The 24,997-nt window shown below is 39.1% G+C and carries 26 protein-coding genes; 6 read left to right on the top strand and 20 right to left on the bottom strand.

From position 1 onward, the window contains the following. The first annotated feature begins 4 nt into the window (after positions 1–4). The 4 genes from RT761_RS06525 (at position 5) to RT761_RS06510 (ending at position 3,260) form a co-directional block, all read left to right on the top strand. Positions 5–214: a hypothetical protein gene (locus tag RT761_RS06525; RefSeq protein ID WP_218113266.1), complete on the top strand. Its 210-nt coding sequence runs from the start codon at positions 5–7 to the stop codon at positions 212–214. Between the two features lie 63 nt (positions 215–277). Then, complete coding sequence (locus RT761_RS06520) at positions 278–1,249, top strand: 2-hydroxyacyl-CoA dehydratase family protein (protein ID WP_218113265.1); 972 nt, start codon at positions 278–280, stop codon at positions 1,247–1,249. Next, complete coding sequence (locus RT761_RS06515; protein WP_218113264.1) at positions 1,246–2,481, top strand: 2-hydroxyacyl-CoA dehydratase subunit D; 1,236 nt, start codon at positions 1,246–1,248, stop codon at positions 2,479–2,481. Before RT761_RS06520 ends, RT761_RS06515 begins: the two co-directional genes overlap by 4 nt. Before the next feature lie 5 nt (positions 2,482–2,486). Continuing rightward, on the top strand, positions 2,487–3,260 hold the full coding sequence (locus RT761_RS06510) for an acyl-CoA dehydratase activase (protein WP_218113263.1): 774 nt from the start codon (positions 2,487–2,489) through the stop codon (positions 3,258–3,260). 31 nt (positions 3,261–3,291) lie between these two features. Here the strand turns inward: RT761_RS06510 and RT761_RS06505 are convergent, their stop codons facing one another. From RT761_RS06505 to RT761_RS06475, 7 genes are all read right to left on the bottom strand, one after another. Then, complete coding sequence (locus RT761_RS06505) at positions 3,292–4,560, bottom strand: glycosyltransferase family 2 protein (protein ID WP_218113262.1); 1,269 nt, start codon at positions 4,558–4,560, stop codon at positions 3,292–3,294. A 275-nt stretch (positions 4,561–4,835) separates the two neighbouring features. Next, entirely contained in the window at positions 4,836–5,831 is a 996-nt protein-coding gene (locus RT761_RS06500; RefSeq protein ID WP_218113261.1) for an ABC transporter permease, read from the bottom strand. A gap of 26 nt (positions 5,832–5,857) precedes the next feature. Next, on the bottom strand, positions 5,858–6,616 hold the full coding sequence (locus RT761_RS06495) for an ATP-binding cassette domain-containing protein (protein ID WP_218113260.1): 759 nt from the start codon (positions 6,614–6,616) through the stop codon (positions 5,858–5,860). A 29-nt stretch (positions 6,617–6,645) separates the two neighbouring features. Continuing rightward, a complete protein-coding gene (locus RT761_RS06490; protein WP_218113259.1) occupies positions 6,646–7,614 on the bottom strand; it encodes an ABC transporter permease in 969 nt (322 codons plus the stop codon). A gap of 83 nt (positions 7,615–7,697) precedes the next feature. Then, positions 7,698–8,684: a substrate-binding domain-containing protein gene (locus tag RT761_RS06485; RefSeq protein ID WP_218113258.1), complete on the bottom strand. Its 987-nt coding sequence runs from the start codon at positions 8,682–8,684 to the stop codon at positions 7,698–7,700. A gap of 95 nt (positions 8,685–8,779) precedes the next feature. Further along, positions 8,780–9,904 (bottom strand): uroporphyrinogen decarboxylase family protein, encoded by a 1,125-nt coding sequence (locus RT761_RS06480; protein ID WP_218113257.1) that lies wholly within the window; start codon positions 9,902–9,904, stop codon positions 8,780–8,782. A gap of 162 nt (positions 9,905–10,066) precedes the next feature. Beyond that, on the bottom strand, positions 10,067–11,596 hold the full coding sequence (locus tag RT761_RS06475; RefSeq protein ID WP_218113256.1) for an FGGY-family carbohydrate kinase: 1,530 nt from the start codon (positions 11,594–11,596) through the stop codon (positions 10,067–10,069). Between the two features lie 292 nt (positions 11,597–11,888). Here RT761_RS06475 and RT761_RS06470 point away from each other — a divergent pair, with 292 nt between their 5' ends. Beyond that, the gene (locus tag RT761_RS06470) at positions 11,889–12,761 is read left to right on the top strand and encodes a homocysteine S-methyltransferase family protein (RefSeq protein WP_218113255.1); all 873 of its coding nucleotides are present in this window, start codon (positions 11,889–11,891) and stop codon (positions 12,759–12,761) included. 57 nt (positions 12,762–12,818) lie between these two features. On the opposite strand, the gene RT761_RS06465 is transcribed toward RT761_RS06470, so the two are convergent. The 4 genes from RT761_RS06465 to RT761_RS06450 all read right to left on the bottom strand — a co-directional run bounded on the left by RT761_RS06465 (position 12,819) and on the right by RT761_RS06450 (position 15,825). Further along, positions 12,819–12,983: a hypothetical protein gene (locus RT761_RS06465; protein WP_218113254.1), complete on the bottom strand. Its 165-nt coding sequence runs from the start codon at positions 12,981–12,983 to the stop codon at positions 12,819–12,821. Between the two features lie 378 nt (positions 12,984–13,361). Beyond that, positions 13,362–14,444, bottom strand: a complete 1,083-nt coding sequence (mutY, locus tag RT761_RS06460; protein ID WP_218113253.1) for an A/G-specific adenine glycosylase — start codon at positions 14,442–14,444, stop codon at positions 13,362–13,364. 17 nt (positions 14,445–14,461) lie between these two features. Further along, positions 14,462–15,226 carry a radical SAM protein gene (locus RT761_RS06455; RefSeq protein WP_218113252.1) on the bottom strand — a complete coding sequence of 255 codons (765 nt, stop codon included), beginning with the start codon at positions 15,224–15,226 and terminating at the stop codon, positions 14,462–14,464. 44 nt (positions 15,227–15,270) lie between these two features. Next, complete coding sequence (locus RT761_RS06450; RefSeq protein ID WP_218113251.1) at positions 15,271–15,825, bottom strand: manganese efflux pump MntP; 555 nt, start codon at positions 15,823–15,825, stop codon at positions 15,271–15,273. Between the two features lie 186 nt (positions 15,826–16,011). Here RT761_RS06450 and RT761_RS06445 point away from each other — a divergent pair, with 186 nt between their 5' ends. Continuing rightward, complete coding sequence (locus tag RT761_RS06445; RefSeq protein WP_218113250.1) at positions 16,012–17,205, top strand: DUF1343 domain-containing protein; 1,194 nt, start codon at positions 16,012–16,014, stop codon at positions 17,203–17,205. Positions 17,206–17,544: 339 nt separating this feature from the next. Here the strand turns inward: RT761_RS06445 and RT761_RS06440 are convergent, their stop codons facing one another. The 9 genes from RT761_RS06440 to RT761_RS06400 form a co-directional block, all read right to left on the bottom strand. Then, positions 17,545–18,225 (bottom strand): amino acid ABC transporter permease, encoded by a 681-nt coding sequence (locus tag RT761_RS06440; protein ID WP_218113249.1) that lies wholly within the window; start codon positions 18,223–18,225, stop codon positions 17,545–17,547. Then, positions 18,218–18,991, bottom strand: coding sequence for an amino acid ABC transporter ATP-binding protein (locus RT761_RS06435; protein ID WP_218113248.1), 774 nt, complete (start codon positions 18,989–18,991; stop codon positions 18,218–18,220). The genes RT761_RS06440 and RT761_RS06435 overlap by 8 nt, the downstream gene beginning before the upstream one ends. Continuing rightward, positions 18,988–19,665, bottom strand: a complete 678-nt coding sequence (locus tag RT761_RS06430) for an amino acid ABC transporter permease (protein ID WP_343073758.1) — start codon at positions 19,663–19,665, stop codon at positions 18,988–18,990. Before RT761_RS06430 ends, RT761_RS06435 begins: the two co-directional genes overlap by 4 nt. Positions 19,666–19,831: 166 nt before the next feature. Further along, positions 19,832–20,593 (bottom strand): transporter substrate-binding domain-containing protein, encoded by a 762-nt coding sequence (locus tag RT761_RS06425; RefSeq protein ID WP_218113246.1) that lies wholly within the window; start codon positions 20,591–20,593, stop codon positions 19,832–19,834. A 152-nt stretch (positions 20,594–20,745) separates the two neighbouring features. Then, positions 20,746–20,943: a hypothetical protein gene (locus RT761_RS06420; RefSeq protein WP_218113245.1), complete on the bottom strand. Its 198-nt coding sequence runs from the start codon at positions 20,941–20,943 to the stop codon at positions 20,746–20,748. A 71-nt stretch (positions 20,944–21,014) separates the two neighbouring features. Beyond that, positions 21,015–21,161: a hypothetical protein gene (locus RT761_RS06415; protein ID WP_218113244.1), complete on the bottom strand. Its 147-nt coding sequence runs from the start codon at positions 21,159–21,161 to the stop codon at positions 21,015–21,017. Positions 21,162–21,167: 6 nt separating this feature from the next. Beyond that, the gene (locus RT761_RS06410; protein ID WP_218113243.1) at positions 21,168–22,622 is read right to left on the bottom strand and encodes an IS4 family transposase; all 1,455 of its coding nucleotides are present in this window, start codon (positions 22,620–22,622) and stop codon (positions 21,168–21,170) included. 34 nt (positions 22,623–22,656) lie between these two features. Further along, positions 22,657–23,001 (bottom strand): hypothetical protein, encoded by a 345-nt coding sequence (locus RT761_RS06405; protein ID WP_218113242.1) that lies wholly within the window; start codon positions 22,999–23,001, stop codon positions 22,657–22,659. Between the two features lie 660 nt (positions 23,002–23,661). After that, positions 23,662–24,828: an IS481 family transposase gene (locus tag RT761_RS06400; protein WP_218110800.1), complete on the bottom strand. Its 1,167-nt coding sequence runs from the start codon at positions 24,826–24,828 to the stop codon at positions 23,662–23,664. Between the last annotated feature and the right edge of the window lie 169 nt (positions 24,829–24,997).

The raw sequence follows: 24,997 nt of genomic DNA, 5'->3' as shown, positions 1-24,997 counted from the left end.
AGCAATGAGAACGATTTTATCTATTCTTGGAGTAATTTTTCTCGTTATTTTAGCTTTTCGCTTTTTACCGATTATTACTGCGGGTGTTTTGGTGGTAATTGGTGCTATACTATTGATTCTCCTTTTAACCGGTGTTGCTATTATTGCTGCACCCATACTTATCTTATTACTTCTAATTGGGGTTGTGGTTTGGGTCCTTCGATTGATTTTCTAGAACTGTCCATAAGGCTTGGTTAGACGACCAAGCCTTATTTATTTCATTTTAGGTGGAGAAGCAATGAATGTAGGATATTTTTGTACCTATATACCTGAAGAAGCAATCCAAGCCTGTAGTGCAGTACCGGTGTTTTTAACGCCCGATTCACTTACTATAACTCAAGCTACACCTTATCTTCCTACTCCCTTTTGTTCATTTGCCAAAATTCTTCTCAATACTCTCCTTGCTGAGAAAAGCCAGGACCTTGATTTTTTAATCTTTGGGGGAGGTTGTGATGCAGGGAAAAAACTTTATGATATTTTTATTTCGCTTCAACCAAAAATTCCCTGTCATTACTTTCATATTCCTTTGATCAATAATGAAGCATCTTTAAAATTTTATCATCACTCTCTCTATGTTTTAGTAAACGAACTCCTTTCCTTCCAAGGAATATCGCAACATAAATTTAACGAAAACCTTGCAATAGCCCTTAATAAATCTTACACAGTAAAAGAAACCCAAACTGAAGCATTCTTGGCTGGAAAACTTTCTGGTGACTCTTTGTTACAGGGGAAAAAATGCCTTCATAACAACTTACCTATTGAGAACCCTCAAAAAGCTTCAATTCTTCTGCTTGCTTCCCATCTTTTTGTTCAAGACATCATTCAACTATTGGAAGAAAAGGAATTTCAAGTCTATGATGGATCGGCCATGGGGATGAGACGTTGTATTTTCCCCGATATCGAATACACTCCTGAACATCATGCCTTAGATACCTTAGCTCAATGGTATTTGGTAAACAAAGTCCCTTGTCCCGGTTATAATCCACAGAAACGCTTGGAAATATTACAAATATTTATCAATCGAATCGGTTTGCGAGGCATTGTCTATTTTTATCCAAAATTTTGTGATCAATCGCTTTACGATCTATCATTTTTAAAAAAGCATATAAAAATACCTATACTTCCCCTTGAGCACGATATATCCTATTCCTCTTTAGGACAGTGGGAAACTCGCATCGATGCTTTTCGGGAAATATTATCAAACCAATGAACCTAAAAACCTCAACAGCTCTTTCACTGGCCCGGTTTTTCGCAAATAGGAAAAGTCTTTTCCATTTACTAAAATTTTATGAATGGTGGTTAAAGAGAAAATTTTCAGAACCAACCTTACCTCAAACATCCTACCAATTAACCATTAAAACTGTTCGTGAACTTTATAGTCATTCTCGACCTGTGATTTGGTCCAGCCTTTTTTTCCCCTGTGAATTTATCCATGCTATTGGTGCCATTCCTTTTTACCCCGAAATAACCATTGGATTAGTTGCCGCTCTTGGTTTCTCGAATATTCCATTAGAATCCGCCGAAAAAAATTGGTATTCTCAGGACCTCTGTAGTTATCATCGAGCAGGAGTGGGGATGAGCCTTTTGAAACTCTTTCCTCGTCCCGATTGCTTAGTGGCAACAACCAGTATTTGTCGAGGTACCGCTGGGTTTTTCCGGTCATTAGCCGACATTTGGAAAATACCTTGCTTTCTAATTGATGTTCCCTATCAAACGACCCCAGAAGCAAATAATTATGTCAAAAACCAGCTCTCCTCAATTACTTCACACATTTCTTCCCAACTCAATTGCCAATTTCGTTGGGAAGACGCATTTTCATTATCAAATTCAACCGTTAAAACCATTCAACAAATCGAAGCATTAAGAAAACAAAAAAATTTTGCTATTCAACCGCCAACTAAAAATTTAGACTATCTCCCCTATTACTTTCAATTTCTCGGATCACCAGTGTCAAAATTATTTTTTGAAAAGTTTTTGTTCCACCTCCAAAAGTTAGAAAAATCACCCACCAAATTTCATCGGTTGGTATGGCTACATCTCAAACCCTTTTATCCCAATCAATTAACCGCTCTCCTCAATGAGTACCATTTTGATGTAGTATATGACGAGTTTGCTTCGGTATTTTGGAAACCATTGGAACCGGAGAAACCCTTTGAATCTCTAACTAATAAAATCATCTCCAGCCAAAATTTAACTGTTCCAGAAAAAAGAATAGATAGAGTCCTTCATTGGTGTGATCAATTTCAAGCTGATGGGGTTATCCAATTTAATCAATGGGGGTGTCGTCAAAGCCAAGGAATGAATTTTCTACTCAAAAATACCCTTCAGCAAAAAGGCTATCCCGTGTTATTATTGGATGGAGATCATATTGATAAGAAATTCTATTCAGAAGAGCAACTTCGTACACGGATAGAAGCATTTCATGAAATGCTGGAGGGATAATTATTATGGTATTTGCTGGGCTAGATATCGGTTCTCAATCCACCTGTGCAATCATTATTAATGACAAGGAAATTGTTGCTCACGCTCTTATGCCAAGCGGTGTAAACCCGAAGCAAATTGGAGAAGAAACCCTTCATCTGGTTTTGGAAAAAGCCAATCTATCTCGATCAGATGTCCAATTTTTAATAGCTACCGGTTATGGCCGTTATCAGGCAGAAGCCGATGAACAGGTTAGCGAGATTACGTGCCAAGCTCGGGGGGTTCAAGAACTCATTCCTGAAGCGAGGATGGTTCTTGATATTGGTGGACAGGATATTAAAATAATCCTTCTCGGTAAAAACGGCCGAGTGATCGATTTTATGATGAACGACAAGTGTGCAGCAGGGACTGGTCGTTTTTTAGAATTAATGACTCAAGTTTTAAGCATCCAACTTGAAGATTACGGACCCTTAGTTACCCAATCAAGGGAACTGATTGAATTGTCCAACACCTGTGCAATTTTTGCAGAATCAGAGTTAGTGAGCTTAATTGCCCAGGGGAAAAAGAAAGAAGACCTTGCTCGTGCAGTCTGCCATTCGGTGGTCAAAAGAGTTTTAACTCTTGCCGGGAAAATCAGCATCACTCGCCCCCTGGTCTTCACTGGAGGTGTAGCCAAAAATCGGGGAATCATAACAATTTTAAAAAGAGAACTTTCTTTCGCCCCGCTTGTTCCTCCCAATCCACTTATTACTGCTGCTCTCGGAGCTGCTTACATAGCTCGTGAAAAATCCCTCTCCTAATCACGGTAGAGAACAGTCTTTTTATAAGATATTAAATAATATCTAATGTTTTCTCTTTAGCACGAACATCAGAAACGCCAATATCCCTGGTATGAACCGTTTTCACCCATTGGTTTTGATTCCGACTTAAAAAAGCCGCATAAAACATAATCGGTGGCCAGGTTAATCCATAAAGAAAATAACTCAATATATCAGGAACGTAGCGCAAAGTAAATTTCCCCCAATAAAAGGAAGGACCCATAATCACATTAAAGGCACATTGGATTAAACCCGAAGCCAGCCAGAGGGGCCAAATAGAAATTCCAAAATTCCAGGATGAACCAATTGCTATTCGAACAGCGAGTACAGTGAATCCTATCACCGTTGTTACTGCTGAAAGAAGGTAAAATAACCAATCAAGATATTGTATTTTCCAAGTTTTAAACCATTGTAATAACAAACGGGGACCATATTTCATGAGTACCCAGTAATGCCCTTGCATCCAACGAGTTCGTTGCCGACGGGATGCCCAAAAAGTCAGCGGTTTTTCATCAAATATTATGGCTTCGTTATTCCAGTGAACCCGACTCCCGCTCAAAATAATCCGCGTAGAAAACTCAAGGTCTTCGGTGAGACTTTTTAATTCCCATCCTATGGTCTTTAAACAACTAACGGTAACAACCAGTCCAGTTCCACCTAAAGCAGCCGAAAGTCCCCAGTTGGAACGAGCCAACTGCCAAAATCGATTGGTATACCAATAGCTTAATGCATATGATCGGCTGATCCAAGTATCATCGGGATTTTTGGTATCGAGATATCCCTGGATGGCTTGGGCTTTAGAATGACTTTCCATGTAATCGTTCATTTTGGTTAAGAAATTTTTTTCAGCTAGGTTATCAGCATCAAACATCGCCACAGCATCATACTTTTCCAAAGGAATTTCTCTTAAAGCCCATTGAACATTACCGGTTTTACCTAGGTGGGCATTATCGTGTTTTTCTAATACCTTTACATTATAACTTTTGGCAATTTTGGCAGTCTTATCTTGACAATTATCACAGGAAACATATATATCAAAGTAATTTTTGGGATATGTTTGTTTTAATAAACTCTCTAATAAATTTCCAATCACTCTTTCCTCATTGTGGGCTGGAATTAAAACGGCAAATCGACGTAAGTTTTTCGCACGAGGAAGTGGTGGTGGACTCCATGCACCACGTACAGCTATTAAAATTTGATAAACCCAGTAAATAAAAAGATAAACGATAAAAAACGCAACTCCCGGTCTTATCCAAACCTCGTCCCAGAACCAGTGCACCATAACACCTCCGTGCTTTTACGCCAATAGCATACAAAAACAATAAATATATTAAAATATTTCCCTCAAAACAATTAATTCCATATCACTTTTCCCCGAATTTTGCTCCAACAAGGCCTAAGATAAATAATCCAAAAAAAAAGAAGACCCTTAAGGTCTTCTCCCAACTGTATTATGAAAGAACCCAACCAAAAAATTAATACCTATTAAGGATTGTACTATTTTATCAAAAATTTGTCTAAAATAAGTGCTCTTTTTATAACTTTTCTAAAATATTTTTATTTTTGAGCCCATTTTTGCTTTTCTAAATACATACTGGATAAAACTGAAAATACAATAACTAAACCAAATACTGTGTAGGTCCAAAAATAGGGAATTCTCAGAACCACCAAACCATTTTCAATCACCGAAATGGCAAAAGCACCTAAAAAAATTCCAGCCATATCACCAATGCCACCCCGTAGGGATGTCCCTCCCACTACACAGGCGGCAATTGCTTTTAGCTCCCAACCTTCACCGGTTCGGGAGGTAAAACAACTTACCCGTGCGATCTGTATTCCAGCCACAAATGCACACAAAATTCCAACAATGATAAATGCCATCATTTTTACCATATGGGTTCGAATCCCCATAGCCCGCGCTGCGTCAGCATTGTCACCAGTCGCATAGATCCAGTTTCCAAAGCGGGTGTAATGAAGCAACAATCCTAAAACAATTCCAAATATAATAAACCATAAAGCTTGAACCGGAAACACGCCTCCTATTGTGCCGTTTAAAAAAGAAAGAAAAGCTGGAGACGAAGAAACATCACAAGCTTGTTGCAGGCCTCCTGAAAACCAGAGGGTTAATCCCCTCCATAACATCATGGTTCCCAAGGTAGTTATAAAGGAAGGAATATGGCCTTTGGTTGTGACTATTGCATTGATATAGCCAAGGGCAATACCCCCTAAGATGGTCAATGCTAATACTAAGAAATAATTTAAGTTGAGTTTATAAAATATCAGAAAAAGATATGAGCAAAAAACCAGGATGGAGCCAATTGACAAATCAAATTCTCCGGCAATCATCAGTACACCGACTCCTAATGCAATAATACTAAATTCCGAACCATAAGCCAGAAGTACTTTTAAATTTGCAGTATTTAAAAAGTTACCACCGGGAGAAAAAACGGTAAATATGATGAGAAGCGCTATCAAAACCACCAGGATACTAAACGACCGGGTAGTTAATAATTTTTTTAAATAACTATTTTGCTGTTTCACCGGTTTTCCCATTGCTCCTTTCTCCCAGAAATTCCATTTTATTCAACCATAGCACTTTTTATCACCAAGTCCGAAAGGTTATCACGCGTTACTTCTTCTTTTTTTACATCGGCCATTTTTCTTCCTCGAGCCATAATCACAAACCGTTCGGCAATATCGTATACATGATAAAGGTTGTGGGTAATAAAAATAGATGATATCCCCTCACGTTTAATCTGCTGAATGAATTCTAAAACTTCATTTACTTCTTTCACCGAAAGGGCAACGGTTGGCTCATCGAGAATAACACACTTGGCTTTGAAATGGATAGCTCGAGCAATTGCAACACCTTGACGCTCCCCTCCTGAAAGGGTAATCACCGGAACGTCAGGTGAACGCAATCGCAACCCCAAGTGTTTGAGCGCTTGCATGCTTTCCTCGTCCATTATTTTTTTATCCAGTAGTCCTAATCCTTTCAATGGCTCTCGACCCATAAAGATATTTCTTGAAATGCTTAAATTGGGAGCTAAAGCTTGTTCTTGGTAAACTGTTTCAATCCCAAGCTTCCGAGCGTCTCGGGGAGAGCGAATCGTGGCTTTTTTTCCATCAAAAAAAATTTCTCCTTTATCGGCAACATGATACCCTGAAAGAATCTTAATCAAGGTCGATTTGCCGGCACCATTATCTCCCAATAAACCTAAAGTTTCACCTCGTTTGAGGTTAAAATCAACCCCTCTCAGGGCATATACCCGGCCAAACCATTTATGGATATCGACCATTTTCACCATATCATTATTCTGATTGGTTTCTGTTGTCATCGGCTAAACCTCACTTTGTTAGAAGTGAATTATCTCATTTTCCTTTCAATATATGTATTAAGCAATACAAATAGAACGGTTGCTAAACCAATAAAAGCACTAATCGCAAACACCGGAACTCTCATGAGTATGAGACCATTATCAATGATTGGAATGATAAGCGCCCCTAAAACAATTCCTAGCATGCTTCCGATTCCTCCACGGAGAGAAGTCCCTCCGACCACGCAGGCTGCAACTGCTTTAAACTCAAAATTAACTCCTTGCGTTGCAGCAAAAGAACCAAGCCGAACCGCTTGCATGCAGGCACAGAAACCACATAAAGCACCGACGATGACATAACAGATAATTTTTACCAAATCGGTTTTGATTCCCATTGCTCGAGCAGCATCTCGATTATCTCCAGTAGCAAACACCCAGTTTCCAAAGCGATGATAATGGAGAATAATTCCCAGTATCACAGCAAAAATGAGAAACCACAGTACCTGGACAGGAAAATAGGGGGTCAAATTACCGGCCATGGCCAACTGAAAAGGAGTGTTATTGGGAACATAAGTACGAATACTCATGGGCATCATTTTGGACCAAACATAGAGAATTCCTCTCCAAAACCACAGAGTTCCCAAGGTAGTAATAAACGAAGGCATCCGGGTTTTCACCGTAATAAATCCATTTAAATAGCCTAAAACCATGCCTACTAAAACAGCAACGATAAAACTGATTAATGGACTGGTTCCAATAAAAAGAAGACGTGCAAATACGTACGAACAAAAAGGGAGTACTGCTGCTACCGACAGATCAAATTCTCCACATACCATCAACATCCCGACTCCGAGGGTAATGATCCCCAGATCAGGAAAAAGTTTTCCAATGGCAGAAATATTCCGTACATTAATAAAAATCCGATTGGGAGTAAAAAGGGAAAAAACAACTACTAAAGCGATAAAAACCCATAAAGTGTTTGATGAGCGGAAGGTCAATATTTTTCGTAAGGAGTTCATCTTCCGACCTCTTTTATCATATGGTATGGTATAACATCAGAAAATTCCGGCTGGTTACTTTAGCGACCAGCCGGAATCTAAATTTATCTGACATGTAATGGAGAAAGCTTCTCAATCAAGTCAATCTTTTCAATACTATCAACCAAGTACCCACCGGTATCTATATTTGGAGTAAATCCATATTTATTGTAGAGATAAAGTACATATACTGCATAATAACCCTGCAAGAATTGCTGCTGATCGATAGTTGCCGTTACATACCCTTCCCGTAATCCGTTAAGAGTTGCAGCAGTGGTATCAAATCCTCCAGCAATAACCTCACCCGGTTCTTTACCAGCAGCCTTAAGAGAATCGGTCAAGCGGTCAGTAGCGATTCCACCTAAACCGATCATAAAAGTGGTTTCTGGATGAGCTAAGAGATAGGAAGTTTCTCTTTGTTCCATGGTGGTCATTTCCAGACCGCCACCATCAATAATCTCAAACGAAGTGATTCCAAATTCTTCGCCCGCTCTTTTAATACCATTAGAACGAACAACACCGTAATTAGCTCCCGGAACTTCAACCGGCATGGCTACGTGAGCTTTGGTGAGATCAATTCCCTTCTCTTTTGCTTCCTGGAACAAGCGTAATCCAATCATGTATCCAGCTCTTTCTTCACTTTGGCCGATATAGCAAAGTCGCTTATTCCCAGCAGGGCCTTGAGAATCGTCGTTATTTATTCCAATAACTGGTATACCAGCAGCCAAAGCCTCCTCAACCGGTTTATCCCAAGCGGTATCATCATTAACAACTAAAGCGATCCCATTCGGTTTTTGAGCGACGGCTTCAGCCAATCTTTTTTGCTGCAGAGCTAAATCCGAACCAGCTAAATCAATATCAACCTGGCAACCTAATTCTTTGGCCGCCTCCAACATACCTTGCTGGACAACCGCCCAGAAGGGGTCATCGCCACCATGGGTTACTAAACGAAAGTACATACCCTCGCCAGGTTTCTCCTGACCAAAAGCGAGAGAAGACATACTTATCATTAACACCGTAATAATTAATAAAATTAACCAATTTTTTTTCATTTTCTGCCCTCCTAATATTTTTCTCAGTTTTCATTTAGAATTTAATTCTTAATAACCTATTTAATCGCACCACCTCCTATCAGGAATTCCAGGTTTTAATACCTCCCATATTGAATAGCTTCTTCAAACATAGCGATAATATTTTGGGGCGGTACATCGGCCTGAATATTATGGACTGCCGCCAATATATAACCACCTCCTGGAGCTAATTCGTCAATCCGGCGCCGTACCTCGTCTCGAACCTCCGATGGTTTTCCAAAAGGAAGAATGTATTGGGTATCAATCCCACCCCAGAAAACTATTTGCTTCCCAAACTCTTTTTTTAGTTTGCATAAATCCATACCCCGTGCTTTTACTTGAACCGGATTAAGGATTTGAACGCCAATTTCAATTAATTCTGGTATGAAAGAAGATACTGCACCGCAGGAATGATAAAAAATGGGCGCATTGGTTTTGGTTTTGATAAAATCGTAGAGCTTTTTCTGGCGAGGTTTAATATACCGGCGATAAAAATCAAGAGAAACAAACGGACTATTCTGAGTGGCTAAGTCGTCCCCACATAGAATCACATCTACAAGGTTTCCAGTTCGACTAAGCAACTCATCAAATTGTCCTATTTGAAACTCAAGCATAATATCTAAAATACCACAGGCTAAATCAGGGTTGAGTGCCAAATCCATCATAATTTTTTCAAACCCACGTAGATACCAACCAAATTCAAAACAGGAGCCAATGATATTGACAATAATCGCTTTCTCGCTTTGATATAATTTTTCAACTTGGTTTTGAAGTAAATCATAGGAGGTTTGATCTTGATGTGGATCAGGCCATGATAATTTTTTAAGATCTGCTAGGGATTCCACTTGAGAAAGCGGATGCCCTATCATATCAAAATAGAGTCCAGTAAAACGCCGCTTTATACCCCATTCATCCACCCAAATAGAATCCGGGGTATCCTTGCTCCATATTTCCTGAGGAACTTCTTGATAAGCATACCTGGTATCGATTTGAAACCGATCAAGAATCTTTTCATCAGGTTTTACCAGCTGCTGAATTCGATCAATCACACATTCACTTGAAGAAATTGGAAAATTAAGTTCATTTTTGAGGTTGCGATAAGCCACTCGAGTAATACCACTTACGATCCCTCCCAAATCCAGAGGGACTCGATCGGGTTCTTGATGATTTATTGTTTTCCTGATTCGTTCTCGACTATTCATTTCTTTCCTCTCCAAGGCTCTATTTTAACCTATTCTTGTTTAATATTACCATTATTTTCTCACAATGAATTCGACATTCAATTTTTTTTTGATAAATTGATTGTGGAATTTATCTTTTTCTATTCCACAATCAAACAATAAATATTTTTTAACAATTATATATTATATCTCAACCAGCTCTTTCATGATGTTTTTGGTATTTTCATAGAGATCACGGAAAACTTTATAGTATTTGTTATAAAGAGCATGGTTTTCTTGGTTAACAGTAATAACTGGTCGAAAATCGCCCCATTCCTTGATACGTTCGGGTTTATCGAAAACCCCGGTTCCCAAACCAACCAGAAATGCATCGCCAAAGGGTGCTTCGACATCTTTTGAAAGTCTTTTCATATTAAATCCAGTGATATCAGCAAATATTTGAACCCAAAAATTTGATTTGGCGACACCGCCTACAATCCAACAGTCGGGATCGAGCTTCATTCCAACCTTAATTGCTTCTTCCATGTTATGTCTTAATGAATAAGCTGCCGCTTCTAACATAGCTCGGTAAACGTGAGCTCGAGTATGATAGAGAGACAAACCCATAATCGTTCCACGAGCATCAGGATCCCAAATCGGAGAACGATCGCCCATAAAATAAGGAAGAACAATGACTCCCTCACTCCCAGGCCCAATTCCGTTGGTTTCTAATTCAAGTAAAGTATAAGCTGATATGCCAGTATTTTTACTGACTTCTTTCTCATACTGACCAAATTCGTCCCGAAACCAACGAGCTAAGGCTCCTGAGGTAGCACTTCCACCAAATGTATATATTTTTTGATCATCATATACTACATAAGGCATGCTCACCAAACCTGGAGTGAGATATTGTCCCCCGTGAACACTACCCCAACACATTGAGGTACCTGCCATGGCTACGTGTTCACCTTCGCTCAATACTCCAGCACAAAGCTGTGCAACTGGCGCATCGATACCACCTGCAACGATTGGAGTTCCTTCCAGAAGTCCGGTCCGATTAGAGAACTCTCGATTTAATGGTCCAACAATATCAGAGGATTTCACGATGCGTTCACATAACATTCTTCGAGGGATATTTAATATCTGACACATTTCATCCGACCAAGTTCGCTTTTTTATATCAAATACACCTCCGATGTTACCAGCCGAAGAATAATCAATAGCCAATTGATTGGTCAGCTTATATACAACATAATCCTTGGGTGTAACAAACTGATAAATTTTATTCCAAATTTCCGGTTCGTTATTGCGAATCCACATCATCTTGGTAAATCCAAAATATGAATCTACATAATTTCCGGTAATTCCAAATATGGTTTCTTTGGGAACATTATCTTTCACCCACTGGGTCTCAGCACGAGCTCGTCGATCCATCCAAATTAAACATGGTCTTAGCGGATTCATATCTTTATCCACCGGCACTCCTGAACCACCATAGAGACCACTGATGGCAACTCCTGCGATTTCAGATGGTTTGATCCCTGACTTTTTCACACATTCCGCTAAGGTTTCTACCACCGCATCCAACCAAATATCCGGCCATTGTTCCGCCCAGGAAGGTCTGGGGGTTATAACTCCATATTCTTTAAAGCCTTCGCTTATCAATTCACCCTTCTCATTAACCAGAACAGACTTTGTTCCTTGTGTTCCTATATCAGTTCCTAATAAATACATTTCAACACCCCCGTTAATCTATCAAATATTTGATTCTTTATTGGCTTATTCTTAAAAAAATTAAAAACTCAATGGTAATTTATTTTTTTATTCACTTGCTCTCTTTTATTACTCCTAAAGTTTATTGTACCAAAAACTTTAAGTCAAAACATGATCCTTAATATTATAATTGAGTTTTTATTAGAAAAACATTAACTTTTTATTGATTTCTTTCAATAAATATTGAATAATATCCCCAGACTGTTAATTGTATATACCTTGATTAAAGGTTTTATTCAGCAGGAGCAAAACTATGCTTACTGACTTACTATCAAAGAAAAAATTGGTTCTCGATGGAGCCATGGGAACACGTTTACAAAAAGCAGGATTACCGGCTGGCCATCTTCCTGATGAGTGGAATATTTCTCACCCCGACATTGTCTACGATATTATTCGCAGTTATGTTGAAGCAGGTTCAGATATTGTACAAACTAATACTTTTGGATCAAATCGCTTAATTCTTAAAAAATACGGATTAGAAAGAAAAATCCGTGAAATCAATCGTCAAGCCGTGAAAATTGCTCGCGAAACCCTTGGTTCTTCCACGCTCCTCTGTGGATCATTAGGACCAGTAGGAGATTTTATTGAACCTTATGGTGACCTTACCAAAAAAGACGTCCAAGATGTTTTCAAAGAACAGGTAGATATACTTCTTTCCGAAGGAATCAAAATTTTTAATTTAGAAACTTTTATATCATCAGCCGAGTCAATAGCTGCTACCGAAACTATTTTAGAGCTTGGCGGCGAGGTTATATCCAGCTTTACTTTTGAACCACGAGAAGATGGACGGTTTACCACTTTGATGGGTGAAACACCGGAAAAAATCACCCAAGTTTTTCAATCCTATCCGATCGCTGTTTTAGGTGCCAATTGCGGTACAGGTATGAAGCAAATGGTTAAAATAGCTGGTGTTTATCGATCACATTATCCTGGTTATCTTTTGTGTAAACCTAATGCTGGTATTCCGAAAGTTCAAGGCGGCCAGGTCTTTTATAGCGAAACGCCTGAAGATTTCGCTCAGGGCGCTAAAGAGCTCCTCGATTTGAATATAAACCTGGTTGGGGGATGTTGTGGGACTACCGAAAAACATATTCAAGCGATTGCCGAAGTCGTCCATAAATCATAAAGCCGGTCTGAACTCAGACCGGCTTTATGATAATTACTCAGTAAATCTCGAATCTTACTATTTTTCTTTCCTAAAAGTTACCAAAATACCAATCAATCCTAAAATAATTTTTAAAACTGCATGCCATATTGGTTCAGTTCCTATTCCAATACCAGGAATGGCTCCTAAAATACCCATAATTAACAAAAGCCAAGAATAAACCATAAGAAGTGTTTTATACATTCATTTCCCTCCTTTAAAAAAATCCTTTAACCATAAGACACTATTCATATTAATCAATAAATATTTATATCTATTAGAATTTTTTACGAATTATCTTTCTAAAAGATTCACCTTAAAATATTTCATATGATACCTGTCTAATTCAATTTATACCATTCAGAAAAGACTTGCCTTTTGCTTACTTCATGCAATTTTGAAAATGAGAATATAAAAAAGGACCAATAATAAAATCTTTAAACTTTTTAATACAAGAATTCAGGTTAAAGAAATACAAAAAGGAAACTCTCAATATTATTTGACACAAAAAAAGGGTAGTTTTTGGTCTTTTCAATTCAAAATTTTTTAATTACCTCGATTGAAGTATTCACCCTAATTATTCTATAGTTTATTTAATAAATTTATTAATCGGCGATTAGCAGCAGGAAAAGCGTAAGCTCTGAAATCTTCGGATTTAATCCAGCGATAGTCGGAGGCAAAATGGAGGATCGGTGATTGATTTTCTGGAACTAATTTACAAAAATAGGCATGAAGAGTCACCGAAAAGTTAGTATATCCATGCTTCAAAGTTATAATTTTTTCCCCGACTTGAACATTAAATTGAAGTTCTTCTTGAAATTCCCGAACCAAAGCATCCTCGGGTCTTTCTCCCTGGTTTATTTTTCCACCAGGAAATTCCCATAAATCTGCCATCAAACCATTTGCAGGTCTTTGTTGAATAAAGAACAAACCATCTTTTTGAAGAACCCCCACAACCACTTTTATTGGAATGGCCTTTTTTGAAGGTTGAACTACTGGCCTTTGTTCAGTACATCCAAGATGAAAACTCAAACAAGGTTTTTGAACCGGACACCCCTGACAAACCGGAGATTTGGGTGTACAAATAAGCGCACCTAATTCCATCAATGCCTGATTAAGCCATCGAGCCCGCCCAGGGAGAATGAGTTCCTCAGCTTTTTTCCAAATAAAATTTTTGGTTTCTCTATGTTCAACTGAATTTTCAATATTAAAAATTCGAGCAAGAATCCGTATTACATTCCCATCAACCAGAGGATAATTTTGATTAAAGGCAATACTCATGATGGCACCCGCTGTGTAGGGTCCTATACCAGGAAGCTTAAGAAGCTCATCAAGGTTCTCGGGAAATTGGCCACCAAACTGATTTAAAATAATTTTCGACGTTTTATGAATAAATTTTACTCTGGAATAGTACCCCATCCCTTCCCATAGCCTTAATAACTCCTCATAAGAAGCTATTGATACCGATTCAAGGGTAGGGAATCGTTGCATCCAGCGGAGATAGTAGGGAATCACCCGGTCGACTTGGGTTTGTTGGAGCATGATTTCAGAAATCCATACTGAATAGGGAGAATATTCCTCACGCCAGGGAAGTTTCCTTTGATGAGTATCAAACCAGTTCACCAAGGGTAAAGATATTTGTTGGTGAAGCAGACTCGTTTCCATCCCAAAAAATTCAGTTCCTACACCAAGGCGTCGACTTGAATGTTAATGGAATTTTTCGAGAGGAGTTCTGCTCCTAAGAACTCAGCGATGGCAATTAATCGCTGGGGAGAGGTTGAATTGACCCAATCTTCGGCAGGGTTTCGGTCCAAGGAATTCAATTGAACCCGGTCAGGTGAAATGCGGCTTATAGCATCTCTTATTAGGTAAAGCTCGGATTCGCTATCATTGATTCCTTCAACAATGAATACCTCCAACCATATTTGTCCGTGATAGTTTTCCCGCAATTGGATTAATCCATCGACTAAAGAAGCTAAAGTTATTGAGGGATGAGGTCGGTCAATCTTTTTAAAAATTTCTTCACTACCAGCATCCAGCGAAGGAAGAATGATGTCTATCGGTTGAACTTCTTGGAATAGCTCGGGGTGAGTTGGGAAAAGCGTTCCATTAGTAATGAGTACTAAATGTTGATCAGGAAAGGTTTTTTTAACAAATTGAGCAATTGATCCAAAACCAGAATGAAGGGTCGGCTCCCCAAATCCGGCGAAAGTCACGCAGCTTGGAGGTTTCGATCGAAATAATGAACTTTTCGAATACCTTTTTAAGGTTTTCTGAACCTGCTCAATAGGTATATAATCCTTTCGAATTATAGTTAAATCGGTAGTCTTTCCACACTCACAATAAGCACAATCGAGACTACAAGTTTTATAGGGAGTTAAATTTATACCAAGTGACATGCCTAAGCGTCTTGATTGAACCGGACCAAAAATGCATTTTTCTTTCATTCTTCTCATCGTCCTTGTCAGCGAATTTTTAAAGATTGGTTTCCTCAACTAATAAAGTGTTCCAAAAGAGCTTTAAACCCAATTAATACAATTGCTATTCCGCCTACAACTTCCGGTTTCGAAATATATTTTCTTCCCACCCGATAACCAAAAGTTACTCCCACAAAAGTCATAATTGAAGCAACTATACCGATAATAATTGCAGGAAAAAGAATCCCATCCTTTAGCAGTGCAAAAGAAAATCCGACGGCTAAGGCATCGATACTGGTAGCAACCGAAGCTATCAGCAAGGGAATTCCCCGGCTAATATCAACCATAGTTTCATTATCGTCCTTACTCAGAGCTTCATAAATCATTTTTCCTCCAACAAAGCTCAATATCGCAAAAACAATCCAATGGTCAATAGATTCAGTAAATCGGGCAACTTTAAGCCCCGCATAAAAACCAGCCAGAGGCATAAAAAACTGGAAGAGACCAAAAGACAGAGATAAACGAAATCTAGTATTGAGGGTACATACTTTCTGACACATTCCAAAAGCTACCGCTAAAGAAAATGCATCAAGACCAAGTCCAAAAGCAATTACCAATATTTCAAACACATTTTCTGCCTCGTATCGTGCGTGATTCCAGTTCCTATTTATATATAATTGCGAGAATTATAACGAAAAGTCGAGATGAAAAAAAGGGATTGGAAAAATTTTTTTTGTGTGAAAAAAGTCGGTGTGACAAAGCATTAAAAATAGCTGAGTATTGTTTATCTTACTGAAAAAATATAAGATAAAAATATGAAGAAAATTATAAAATTTATTTCTTTTATTGGTATATTCATCATCCTTCTGAATATCTTATCTTCTCATATCTATGATGAGAACATTAAAATCAAATTAGGAAACGAGGTCCTTTTTGAAAAACATTTCGACCTTATTAAAGGAAAGCGAATAGGATTAATTACCAATCAAACCGGATTAAATAGTCGATTTGAATCAACTGTTGATCTTTTAGCTAATAATAATCAAACCAACCTGGTAGCCTTATTCGCACCCGAACATGGGTTGGATGGCAAGACTAAGGCCGGTGAATACGTTGAATCCTATCTTCACGATCAATTTAAAATTCCCGTTTACAGTTTATACGGACCAACGAGAAAACCAACTCCTAAAATGTTAGAGAATGTTGACCTCCTTCTTTTTGATATCCAGGATATTGGAGCTCGTACTTATACGTATATATCTACTCTCAACTATTGTATGTGGGCTGCCAAGGAAAATGGAAAAACTGTCGTGGTTTTAGATCGTCCTAACCCCCTGGGTGGGCTCATCGTTGATGGACCAATTTCTGAAGAGGATTTCCTCACCTTCGTCGGTGTTGATATCCTTCCAATGGCACATGGTATGACCATTGGTGAAATAGCACGCTATTTTAACCGTCTAATTGGAGTGAAATTAATCGTCGTGCCCATGGATGGGTATTTTCGTGATATGATGTTTCCCGATACTGGTCTTTATTGGATTCCCACTTCACCAATGATTCCTGATTTCCTTTCGGCTTTATTATATATGGCTACTGGTTTGGGTGAAGGGACGGGAATTCGACAAGGTGATTATTTTAAATGGGTTGGAGGAAAAGGCATTGATTCCCGAATTTTTGCCCAAGAATTGAAGCAAATTGGTCTTCCAGGGGTTCACTTTGTTCCTGAAACCAAAGGAGAGTTCGGTGGAGTACGTCTTTCTATCACCGATATGAGAACCTTTCAGCCGGTCTCTACCGGTTTGTGCATTCTATCCTGTTCCCATAAATTGATTTCTTATCCTGTGCCAAAAAGTGTAAATGAATTAACCATGTTCGATAAAATTATGGGGACAGGTTTAATTGGTCAATTAATAGAAAATGATGTTTCCTGTCAAGATATAAAAAAAGATTATCAAGAGTCCTTAGAGATATTTAAAAGAGTCAGAGAGAAATATCTTATTTATAAATAACGAATCTTTACTCCCCCATTTTTCTTTTTTTCCTCTCACCTGGTGGGAGAGAATCAAGGCAAGGGGGAAACCCAGACATTTCTCTCAAGCTTTATTTTAAAACACCAAGCTTAGTTTTTTATTATGACTTTCACCCTCATCTTCACCTTCTCCCATCAAGGGAGAAGGAACCTAAATCCGTTATTGTGAGGAGACCAACCGTTCTTTGGTTAGACGACGCGGTAATCTCATGAGTAAATTACCCTTCTTTATCTCTTTGATTAAGGGAGATAAAGAAGGGTAATAATTTGAATAAAGGTATGTTCATACTCATTTGGTGTTTTGATGAGGTATGACAACTTAACCCTTAAAGCTAGTAGGACCCATGCCAGGGTAATAGAGCTTTCTTTCAGCGAAATTGAGTAACTTTGTTGCTATGGTTACCAATATCAAATAAATGATTCCAATCACAATAAATGTTTCAGTAAAACGAAAAAAGCGAGCAGCAACAATTTTCCCAGCACCAGTCAGCTCGATGCAGGTAATCATATAAGCTAAAGAAGAATATTTAATTAAATAGATAATCTCGTTCCCCACTCCGGGAAGTGCTCGACGAAAAGCTTGGGGAAGAATTATATACAAAACACCCTGTAAACGAGTCATTCCTAAGGCTTCTGCAGCAGTGATTTGACCAATTTTTACCGATTGAATCGCACCTCGGATATACTCCGAGGAGTACGCCCCGTTACAAAGCACAAATCCCAAGACTGATGCTACTATTGGCGAGAACGATATTCCTAAGGGAGGCAAACCAAAATATATCATAAATAAAAGCAGTAATAAGGGGCAGCCCTTAAAAAACAAAACGTAGAGCCGACAAAACATTGAAATTGATTTACTTCCATAGACTCGCCCGACAGCAATAAAAATCCCGGTCAACAAACCAAAAGGTACCGAAAGCAGAATAAGCTTGACAGTAACCACTGTTCCTTCTAAAAGAGCCGGAAGGAGTTGTTCCTGAATAAATACGTAACTATCCATTTTTTTGACCCAGATCACCGTATAGTTCGGTCATTTTGCTGAGAAACCTTTGAGTTCGCTCAAACTCAGGTCGATAAAAAATTTTCTCCGGTGATCCTCTTTCCAAAATAATTCCATCTTCCAAAAACAGAATTTGATTGGCTACCGAGGAAGCAAATCCCATTTCGTGAGTAACGACCAACATGGTCATTCCGGCTTGAGCAAGATTTTTCATAACATCCAAGACTTCTCCGGTTAACTCCGGATCTAAAGCCGAGGTCGGTTCATCAAATAGCATGACTTCCGGATCCATTGCCAAAGCGCGAGCTATAGATACCCTCTGAGCCTGTCCTCCGGATAGCTCAGCTGGATAAAAATTAGCTTTTTGCACCATGCCAACCCGTTCCAACTCATGCATGGCTTTTTCTTTGGCTTCTTTTTTGTTCATTTTTTTAACTTTTAGCAAGGATATTTCAACATTTCCCAAGGCAGTAAGATGATCAAACAGGTAAAAATTTTGAAAAACCATCCCCATTTTTTGACGATAAAGGTTTATTTTTCCATGGGAATGGACTACCTCTTCACCATTGAGCCATACTTTCCCACGGTCAGGAACAGTCAATTGATTAACACAGCGCAACAGAGTACTTTTCCCGGTACCCGAGGGTCCAATAAAAACCAGGGTCTCTCCTTTGGCTACCTGGAAAGAGACACCCCGCAATACTTCAGTTTCTCCAAAAGATTTATGGATATCTTCAACGACAAGGACATATTTTGAATCAGTCATGATTGATCACTACTTCCAAAACCGGGAACATGAACCCGTTTTTCAACTGCACGAAAAAGACTTAAACCACCATAATTCATTAAAATAAATATTAAGGCACAAGCAAAATAAATCGGCATTGGTTGATAGGTTCGAGTCACCATTTGATTTCCCCGGGTCATAATTTCCATGACACCTATAGCGTAGCAAACTGATGAATCGGTGAGTAAAATTGGGTATTCATTTGACCACCCCGGTAAAGCAATTCGGAGTGCCTGAGGAAGCATTATGTTTAATATGGCTTGATTTTTACTCATACCCAATGATCGGGCAGCTAACATCTGCCCTTCGCCGAGAGACAAAATGGCTCCTCGAAATATTTCAGTTTGATAAGCAGCACTTCTTAAGCCCAAAGCCAGTGCACCAATAAAAAAAGCCGAAACATTCAAACCCATAAGCGGGAATATACCAAAATAAAATAGAAACAATAAAACCAAGTTGGGAAGCCCTCGAAAGATCCAGACATAAAAAGCAATGAATTTCCCGGTCCATTTTCCTCCATAAACCTGTCCAACTGCCATCGGGATACCTACCATCAATCCCAATGCCAATGCCAATCCAACCAATCCAAGTGTCACACCCATACCAGAAATGATATAGGGAAACGACTCAATAACTGCCTGCAATGGTGCCACCTCAACTAAAATTACTCAGTGTTATAAATAACTGAAAGTGATTATACTTGATAATTCAAATAGAGTGAATGGTAAACTGAATATTCTTTGTGAGATGAAAAAAATTAGGGAGCAAGATACTTTATTCCTGCTCCCTAATAAAACTCTATTGATCTCGAAAATTATATTACTTCATTTCGTATTTGACCATGAGTTCTTCCCAAAAGGGCGAAGCCATCAACTTTTTTAGCCCTTCATTCAATTTATCTTTTAAAGCGGTATCTTCTTTACGAATAGCGATTCCGTATTCTTCTCCAGTACTAATTACTCCAATTTTAATCAGAGGTTTTCCATCAATTGCTTTAGATACGACTGGTTCATCCATCATAGCCACCTGAACTCGACCATTAATCAAATCATTTACCGCCAAGGGGAAGTTATCATAAAGTTTGAGGTTATCTTTAGGAAGAATTCCAGTTTTTACTAAATTATCTTCAATCCACATAGCCGCGGTACAACTTCTTTGGGTTCCAACAGTGTATTTTCCTGCTTTAAAACTCTCAATATCCAAATTTTCACCTTCACGAGCTGCTACTGCTTGATTGACAACCCAATAAACATCAGAAAAATCAACTTGCTGCTTTCTTTCCTCAGTAATTGTCATTCCCGAGTAAATGAGGTCAATCTTTTTGGCCAAAAGGCTCGGGATTATCCCATCCCATGCCATTGGAACGACTTGCACTTTAAAACCCATTTCATTCGCTATCCACTGAATGGACTCAACGTCGAATCCAGCTGGATTTCCATCTTTATCAATAAATGAAAAGGGGTAATAATCACCATCAATCCCAACGATATATGTCTTTTCCTCATTTGCTAACACGGTACTACCCAAAACCATTGAAACCAATAGAGCAATAACAACGATAAAAAATACTTTTCCTTTCATTTCTTTCCTCCTATAGTTCAATATTCGCTTACATTAACTTTTTGTATTATTCATAATAGAGACCGCCTCATTCCCTGTCAACTTTTCATTAAAAAAAATGAAGTGGTCCTATAAACATAGTAAAATCACACTTATTATTCTCAGTAATTTAATTACCAGAAAAACAGATATTCTTCAATATCTATCAGCTTAGATATTTCAAGAAGAATTAACGTTAAAACCATGGTGCCCCAAATAAAAATATTTCGGATGGCAATCTCTTTCTGTCCCTTTCGAAAAGCACCGAAAATCCTGAAAGGAAGGGTGATAATTAAAAATATTCCGGCATAGATCAGGGCACTCATAAACATTAAAAGAACTTCTTCGATTTCCGTTCCTCCTATAAAATCTCAAAACAAAGCGAAAAAACCAGGTAAAAAATTTAATAATCTCGGATTAATTTGTACCAATCCACTACGATACTAATGACGACTCCCACCACTACCAATCCTAACAATATTTTACCGACTTGATTCAAGACTCCCATTCCCACTGATTTGAAATCAAAAGGAAAAATTTTAAATAACATAAATACTCAACTTTCGCAGTTCAATAATAGTACTTTTCCTTTCAACCACGCTGGAAGACTATTCACAAAATAAGCAACTAGCTCTTTGACTCTTTCTTCTGAAAGAACGAAAATCTGTTTGATGGTCGTCTTCAGGAGCTCAAGAAGAAGAGTGAGTGCTTCCATAAGAGTGATATCCTGAATTTCATCATAGCAGGCATAGAAAAGCTCGCCAAAGGTTCGGGGATCGGTGTTTCTCCGGGCAATAACCGCGAGCATGATATAGCGGATAAAGACGATACTGGTATGGGATACCAGAGCATCATAGGATCGAACCTGAAATTCTCGAGTGAGTTTCAAGAAGGATTTCACCATCTTGAAGAAAACCTCGATATCCCAGCGTTTCCCATAGAGGGTGACGATCTCGTCTTCAGAAAGAGACAGATCGGTTGAAAGAAGTGCCAGCCACTGGTTTTTTTGTTTTTCACTTCGGACCAAGACGATGCGGGCATACAGGGGGTTATCAGTCAAATTGAGATTAATCACACAAGATCCAAGGATCGGACCCTGTGGTCTTTTCTGAATCCGGTTGAAAAGAGAGGAAAGAGAAAGAACTTTTCCACCAAAAGAATAGTAAATTTTTGGGGTGTTTTTGAGCATGCACACCACTGATAATCCGCGAAGAGCACATTTGCGGATGAGGGCTGGAAAACTGAACCAACTATCAAAGAGAATAGTTGAGACCAAAGGACAGTGTTTTAAGGCTCCATCCAGGAGGTTGAAGAAGACTTCTGGAGTTTTTTCTTGGGATTCTTTCCGAAGGTGAGCTCTTTTGCTCCGCCCATCAATGGAGGCATCCATGGGACAGAGCTGGTTTTCTTTTTGGTGAGAACTTAACAATGAAAAAGCAAAGGGAATGAATGTAGCACCATCGGTGAGTCCTAAAGTGAGCATTCTGAAACCCCGACTGAACCGTCCTTGGGCGTGATCATAGAATCGAGAGAGCCCTTCAACTTTCAAGCTCCGAGGCCGTTCATAGGGGGAATCATCCACCACCCAGGTGTAGCGTTTCAAACTGGTAAAAGGAAGGAGCGCTTCAGAGACCACTTTGGTGCTCAAGAGGAAAAGGAATTTACGCCAGTTCCCACCAGTCTTGTGGAGGAAACGGTAAAGAGTGTCTTTCTTTCCTTGAAAAATGGGATTCTTGGAGCAAAATATCCCAGAGACGTTTTTTCCGGTAAAGACAAGGAGAAAGATCATCTGAAAGACGTCTTTGACTGGGAACCCTTTCTCTTTCCGGATGGAACATTTCCGGAAAAGCTGGTTCAATTTGAACTCCTTCATAAAGGAGGAAAACATTGGGAATAGAGTCCTTTCATTTTCCAAATTTTCTGGTAGGATAGTCATGAAGACACCTCTCTCTTTGTGGTGATTGGTTTTTTTTCCTAAGTCAATTCTACCAGAAAGGAGGGGTGTTTTCATTAAAAAACCCTTTATAATCAAGGATTTTTAGCATTTATTTATGTGCGAAAGTTGAGATAAATACTGATAATAAACTAAGAATATTTAATACCGGCACAGTTCCCAAACGTATAAACTTTTGATCAAAAAAAATATAGAGAATATTTACCACAATAGAAGCACCAATTGACCAATTCATATAAGGGAGAACTTTATAAAAATTTTCAGTGATGAAAGGAATGTGCCATTGCATTAGATGATTGACGATATACAAGAGAACGAAGTTCCCAATGATTGCTCCAAGGTATTCCATTTTTTTAGATTTCACCCTTCTCTGGCTCGGTTTTTTTTCGTTGGATGCCTCTGAAGTCTTATCATTCTGATGATTATTTCCAGACATAATTCCCCATCCCCAAACCCCTTCTCTTCATAACTTTTTAATGGGTTTTAAATTTTTGGTCTATTTATTAATCGGATTATGGTTTTGGTTTCTATCCTGAAAATACCATCAGATGAATTCTTTAATCCGTCATCCTGAGGCTTCGCATTCAGAAGCCGTGAGGATCTCATCTTTTTATATTTTAATTTTGGAAAAGATTTAAAAGGATGAGATTCTCACGTCGTCCGGGAGAAGACACCGGACTCCTCAGAATGACAAATTAGGTGGCAGAGATTGCCACGTCGCATAGGATGCTCCTCGCAATGACGGAACAGTAAAAAACTCAAATCCCCCTCACCCCCTTTTCTAAAGGGGGAAATCGATTGGTATTTACATATTTTCATTGTCATCTGGTGCCGCAAAAGCAGCATGAGGGTCTATCCTGAAAATACCAATATTGGTGAAAAAAGAATAAACAAAAAAAGAAAAAGGCACACCCCCCCTTAATCCCCCCTCAATGGGGGAATGAATTCAGCAATTCCCCTCCTTGGAGGGGTGCCGCTTTCGCGGCGGGGAGGGTGCTTTTCATTCGTCATCCAGAGCTTTCATCCTCACCCTCACCTTCTCTGTACGAACGGGGACATAGGTTACACTTTAGTCTAAGGACATAGGTAACACTTTTTAATCATCTTGAATCTCCGTTGATTCAAAAGTAAGGGTCTTTTTATCAATTATACCAATATCATAGGTAGAGAAACTAACTAACCAGGAATGAGTATAGTCTTTGAATCCGAGAAGTTCACCAGCAAAGACTTTACTGATTCTGATCAGACGGTTGCCATAAAGAGAAATCCGTCCTGAGGAATCGACTTTACGAGTGAGCGTATGATGAGGATATTCACAATCACTTAAGGTTTTTGGATAGGGCCGGTCACTTTTGTGGTACCAGGAAGCTGGGGTTTCTTGGTTGATTGCTTCATGGGGTCGTACGGTGTTATAGATGGTTTTAAAGGTTTCAAAGCGGTCTTGTTGGGTGAAAAGATTGGTGGCTGGTTTTTGACAGGCCTCTTCTTTTAAGGTGCGGTGCATCCGTTCATGACGGCTATTTTGTTCTGGATGTCCCGGATCAATGCGCTCTAAGATGATGCCGAGTTTCACTAACCACACCGAGAGTTGAGTGAGTCCAAAGGGAGAGTGAAGAGAAGCAAAGGGACTCCCGTTATCACTGCGGATCACCTGGGGAAGACCATATGTGGAAAAGCACTCTTTGAAGACCGGAAGGGATTCTTGAATGCTGGGAGAGGAAAGAGCTTCACAGGCAAGGAGATACCGGCTATAGTGATCGGTGATGGTTAAAGGATAACAGTATTTCCGATCTTGGGTTCGAAATTGTCCTTTAAAGTCGACACACCAGATCTCATTGGGTTCATGGCTGGTTCGAAGTTGACTGGTTGGCACACTTCTTCTCAATCGACGAGGGTGTGATCTCACCAGTCCATGGCGAGATAAGATGGCACTGATGGTACTGATTGCTGGAAAGACAATATCGGGATACTGTCTTTCCAAGGCGGGCTTGAGCTTTTTAGCTCCCCAACTGGGATGCTTGAATTTGGTATCCAGAATCATTTGCTCGGTCAGGGCATCAGTTTGACCCGCCAGGTGATGAGGACGTCGGGATTGATCTTTAAGTCCATCCAAACCAAAGGCTTGAAAACGATGAATAAACTTATAGGCGGTTTTTCGAGAGATTCCATATTCTCGACACAAATCTGTCACCTTTTCCTTGTTGAGATAACGATAAATCAATTCTTGTCTGAGATCCACTTTGTGTACCTCCGTCCATGGCATAAGGCATTCCTCCTTATGCCAGTAGTATACAAAGTGTTACCTATGTGTCAGGAACTTTCTGTTACCTATGTGTCCGGATCATACCCTCCCATCAAGGGAGAAGGAACTTTGAGTCGTCATTGTGAGACCTGGTTTTTTGAGGTCGTGGCAATCTCATGATTCATTTTTT

Origin of the sequence: Atribacter laminatus (genome assembly GCF_015775515.1) — a bacterium.
Lineage (GTDB): Bacteria > Atribacterota > Atribacteria > Atribacterales > Atribacteraceae > Atribacter > Atribacter laminatus.
This window is presented reverse-complemented; position numbering and strand designations above follow the sequence as displayed.